The 4381-nt window shown below is 63.9% G+C and carries 4 protein-coding genes; all 4 read right to left on the minus strand.

All coding sequences use genetic code 11. The features are described 5' to 3' along the window. Nucleotides 1-52: 52 nt before the first annotated feature. Nucleotides 53-1492, minus strand: coding sequence for an SAVED domain-containing protein (locus DCI01S_RS15990; protein ID WP_061230135.1), 1440 nt, complete (start codon nt 1490-1492; stop codon nt 53-55). Then, nucleotides 1489-2022, minus strand: a complete 534-nt coding sequence (locus tag DCI01S_RS17000) for a Mov34/MPN/PAD-1 family protein (protein ID WP_163377266.1) — start codon at nt 2020-2022, stop codon at nt 1489-1491. Before DCI01S_RS17000 ends, DCI01S_RS15990 begins: the two co-directional genes overlap by 4 nt. Then, nucleotides 2019-3587 (minus strand): HesA/MoeB/ThiF family protein, encoded by a 1569-nt coding sequence (locus DCI01S_RS15995; protein WP_061230136.1) that lies wholly within the window; start codon nt 3585-3587, stop codon nt 2019-2021. Before DCI01S_RS15995 ends, DCI01S_RS17000 begins: the two co-directional genes overlap by 4 nt. 7 nt (nt 3588-3594) lie before the next feature. Beyond that, nucleotides 3595-4381 (minus strand): hypothetical protein (locus tag DCI01S_RS17655; RefSeq protein WP_061230137.1); only part of this gene is annotated, 787 nt, incomplete at its 5' end.

The raw sequence follows: 4381 nt of genomic DNA on the forward strand, positions 1-4381 counted from the left end.
GCGACGATCCGGACGACTCAATCGAGAGTCCGCCTAACCCTGGCCAATCCCGTCAGGCTTCGACGGTGAAGGCGTGCGTGTAGTCGGCACCACCGAGGTGTTCATAGACGTGCGTAGTGGTGACCCTGTTCCAGTGGTGCCCGAGAAGTACCGCTAGACCTAGCGGGCCAATCAGGAACAGGTGCAGATCGCCGTTTCTTGAGTGGCGGCGGGCTAGGTCGCGAATGGCGATCGCGGCACTGTTTGCGGCGGCAGCGTTCAAGATGGACTTTGGTCCGATGCCTACTGCGGGCTGGGTAAGTATCTTCGAGACCGAGAGGTCCGATTCGTTGATCCATTCGATAGCGTCGGCTGCCGCGTCGGCGGCGATAGCGACAATGATTGCTGTGTCTGTCCCTGTGGGGGCGCCTTCTGGGGTGTGAGTGACGATGTCATTGGTGATCTGTTCCTCGCTCGTCCAGAGTTGGTCACCTTGACGGACACCGACTTCGTAACCCTTGACGCGGCGCAGCTCGGTACCCACGAGGAATCCGGTGGCTTGACGCATGTGGCCGGTAACAAGGACGCGTTTGCTCCCGCCAAGTTGGCCGGGGATGGCCCGGATATCGGCTGCGAGGTCGCCCCAGGTCGCGGGCGCCGCAGGTTCGATCCGTTTCCAGTCTGTGGCACCGCTCATACGGTCGACCCAGTCGATGCTCACGGCCGCCTGCTCTGCGAGGTGATCGTGGGTGATGGTGGCGACGGAGATCGTCGTCCACGGCGAACCAGCTTGGAGGCTGAGGTCGGCGATGGCTTTCCTAATGTCGTCAAGCGTGAGTCGACGGTGACCCGAGATGACCTGCTGAGACACCCAAGTAGAGCCAAGCGCGACGGCAGCATGGTCCGAGCGGAGGCCGTTGACAGTCATGAGGAGGCTGACGTCCTTGAGGAGCCGGTCGTGGTCGTAGGCGACGTCGAAGTGCAGATGATTGAGCAGCTCGAGGAGGTGGTCCTCATCGGTTTGGGCTTCGTTGGCCCAGTCGGCTCGTGCTTTGCCTCGGTCGGACCTGGGTCCGCCTTGTGCGGCTCTGGGTAGCAGTCGGCCGTCACGTCCGTCGCGGTCCGCGAGGAGAGTGTCGTTGGAGTCGGGGGAACGGTTGGTGATTAGACGCATCTCCACCGGTGCACCGTCGGCGGTCAGATCGGCGTAGGTCTCGAACATCTTGCGAAGGACACCGCTTGTCTTGAGGTACTCCAGGTTGACCTGTCGACGGTTGTCCACGGCGTACTTGACCTGGGTGTATGTGTTCGGGGGCTGCCGGCGGTGGAGCACGATATCGTCGCCATTGCCGGCGCCGGTTACTTCGACGCCGACAGCCACTACTGGGTTCGTGGTGTTGCCGGTGAGGTCCTCGTGGAGGGCCTGCATGCAGAATCGCCAGGCGTGCAGCCACTGGTAGTCGTCCCCGGCGATGCGGGTTCCGCTCGGGCTCGGCATCTGGTTGGTGGTCATTCTGACTCCTCTGGAGCCCGTGGGTCGCCTTGAGTCGTGTCGTCGTGGTGGGCCCCTTGGGACAGGTCACCTGTGAGGTGGAGATCGCAGGTTCGGGGGATCACGGTGACGATCCGGCGGGCATCGAGAACACGACCGTCTGGGGCGTTCCGAACGACGATCAGCGTGGGGTTGGATGTCCTGGGGTGCTTGATCGAATAGGTGGCGAGCGTTGCGAGGTCGATCGAGCTGGGACCGACGTTAACGGGGTGGCTGTGCCAGTCACCGAGGTAGCCAAGTCGAGGGTCTGTTCGCCGGGCGGCGTGCACGCTGGGCTGAGTGGCACCAGACGGGATTTTGTAGTGATTGTGGCCTCGGTCGTTGGTGGCGATTTCGACTGCGCGAGTTACCCAGGGTTGGCCATTTTCAGTGTGGACTCCGATGAGGATGCCGCCTGTCTCGTTGGGGTGGGCTTTGGCAGCTGCGGCGATTATCGAGGTCTTGGCGGATTCTGAGAGCAGAAGGATCGGGTTGGCGGCCTTGCGGTTCACTTGCTGCCGCCCGGTTTGTGGTCGTGGGTCCCGGTCGAGTCGAATGGGGCGGCCATGGGTTGGAAGACCAGGATGCGTTCGTCGGCGCGCTTGCAGCGGCCCGTGAGGAAGTCGACGGCGGCGTGGGCGATGTCAGCGGCGGTCGCGAGGACAGCCGTCGGTGGCGCGTTGTTCACCGGTGCGGTGCATCCCAATTCGAGGAAACCTGTGTCCGGTTCGCGCGGGCTCTCTGGTGGCAGGTTGCTGTAGGTGGGGTCGCTGGGGCGTGCTGCGATGAGGGTGTCGCCTCCGGCTTGCCGTTGTACGCGCGCAAGGGCCCCCTGGTGGAAAAGGGCTCCGGTAATGAGTGGGGTCTCGGTGCGTCGGCTGATCTCGGCGAGGGCTGCGGTGAACGGGATGGTCCCAGTGCAATCGATGACCAGGTCGAAGCCTTCGATGCTGGAGGTGAGCGCGGAGGGGGTGTAAGGCACGTTGTCGATCTTGGGTTCGACGGTGGTCCAGGGGGCGTGCCCCTCGATGGTGACGGACATGGCGACAGCCTTGTTGTAGCCGACACCGAGCTTGTGGCTGGCGTGGCGAACGAGGTTGGCGGTCTTGAGATTGTCGCCATCGTGGAGACGGATGAGACCAACTCCGCTGGCGGCGAGGCTGAGGGCGACGTGCCCTCCGACGGATCCGGCTCCAGCGATGAGGATTCGCTTGTCGGAGAGGGCGGTAGCGTCTGGCCCAGCGCGTCGTTTCCGGGCGGCGATGTCGTTGGGGGTTGCGGCGATGGCTGATGCTTCAAGCGTGTCTCCGGCGCCCTTGAAGACGATCACGACCGCGTCGTGGTCGCGGTCATGGCGAGGCCAAGCAAGGACGGCGAAGTCGTGACCGCCGCTGGCCTCCGGGGGAGCTGTGTCTGTCCTGGCGGCGAGGCCCCGGTCGAGGTCTTGTGTCTGTTTGTTGGTTAGGGCGGCGCGGAAGTCGACGAGGTCGCGGGGCGGGGTGTCGATATGTCGTCGAAGGTAAAACGCTCCTCGGAGAGGCGCCGGCTGATTATGGTCTGGACTGGTTGCTGGGGCGCGCTCGATCATGTAGGTACGGTCGCCTCGGATGGCGGCGACGAGGGGAGCCCGGTAGCCGTTGCTGCCAGCTCGGATGAGGTCGCCGAATGGCAGTTCAGCCTGGTACACGGTGTTCTTGCCAAAGAGAAGGTAGGCATCTAGGGCGCGGTCTTCGAGGCGGAAGCCGCGCTGAGCTGTCTCGGCCCAGTCGTCGACGCGCTGCCAGAACGTCTGGAGGTCGCGGCCCGCGATCTGGGCAGGGTCGTCTTCAGCCCACAAACAGATTGTGCCTTGAGCAACGTGTTCGGCCTTCAGCTCGGGGACCCTTATATGGGCGTAGCGGAGCGGCCAGCCCTGATAGAACTCGATTTGCATGCGGGTTGCGTCGCTGAAGGGCCTCAGGCTTTCGCGGAGCGGACCAGTCCATCTGGCCTGCGCCGTGCCGTGCACTGGGGAGAACCCTTCGTTGACAAGGCCGGAGCAGAACCGTTCGAACGCGGCGTCGTCATACGTCTCCACGGTCTGCTCACAGGTGGCGTCGGGTGAGCCCGCGGAGTCCGGCGAAACCGCGCGGGTCGTTGCTGCCGATTGCTCCAACAGCGGTGACTGCCCCGACGGGGAACCCGTTGGCGTCGCATCCATCTGGGAGTGGGAGGACCTGACCACGATCGTTGCTGCCGAGGATGTCTCGCCACATCTTCGCGGCAAGGCAACGTTCGGAGTCGAGTGCTTGGCGGGCCTGTTCGGCGAGCTGGCTTAACCGGTCAGCAGCGGCCGTCCACTGCCAGGAACCAAGGGCAGGCTTCATCGGCGTGTCGAGCACCGGGTCGAGAAGGCCGCTCTCGGCGCACTGCTCGAACCGCTTGGCGACCTGTTCCAAGGTGGACGTGACCAGTTCGGCCCAGGTCGTGCCAGTGATGCTTTGGTCTTCCCAGGCGTAGTAGGCAGCTACCTCGATAAAGAGGCCACCGGGTCGCTGCTCCCCGAAGTGCACGTGGCGAACCTGACGGAGGAGTCGGACCACGGGCCGGTATGCATTCATCGTGCCCACGGTCGGGCTCCAGGTCGCGACGGCCAGGGCGTTGGTGTCGTCGGCAAATTTGACCGGGTTGGTCCTAATCCAGCGCTTCTCCTCACTGTTCCACTGGTCACGATCACGATTAGGAATTCCCCAGTGCTCGCCCCACGGAACGGCGGGGACGGCGTCGATAGAGAAGGAGTTGTCGCTCAGATCGTCGTCGGGATCCAGGAAGTCGATCTTGAGAGACCTGGACTGGCGTGTGACCCGACCGCCCTCTTCGTAGTCCTTAAGG

This window comes from Dietzia cinnamea NBRC 102147 (assembly GCF_001571065.1).
GTDB lineage: Bacteria > Actinomycetota > Actinomycetes > Mycobacteriales > Mycobacteriaceae > Dietzia > Dietzia cinnamea.

Bases quoted from the DNA above. Each gene is read 5' to 3' on its own strand.
- DCI01S_RS15990 (WP_061230135.1), bottom strand. From the start codon at position 1,492: ATGACCACCAACCAGATGCCGAGCCCGAGCGGAACCCGCATCGCCGGG.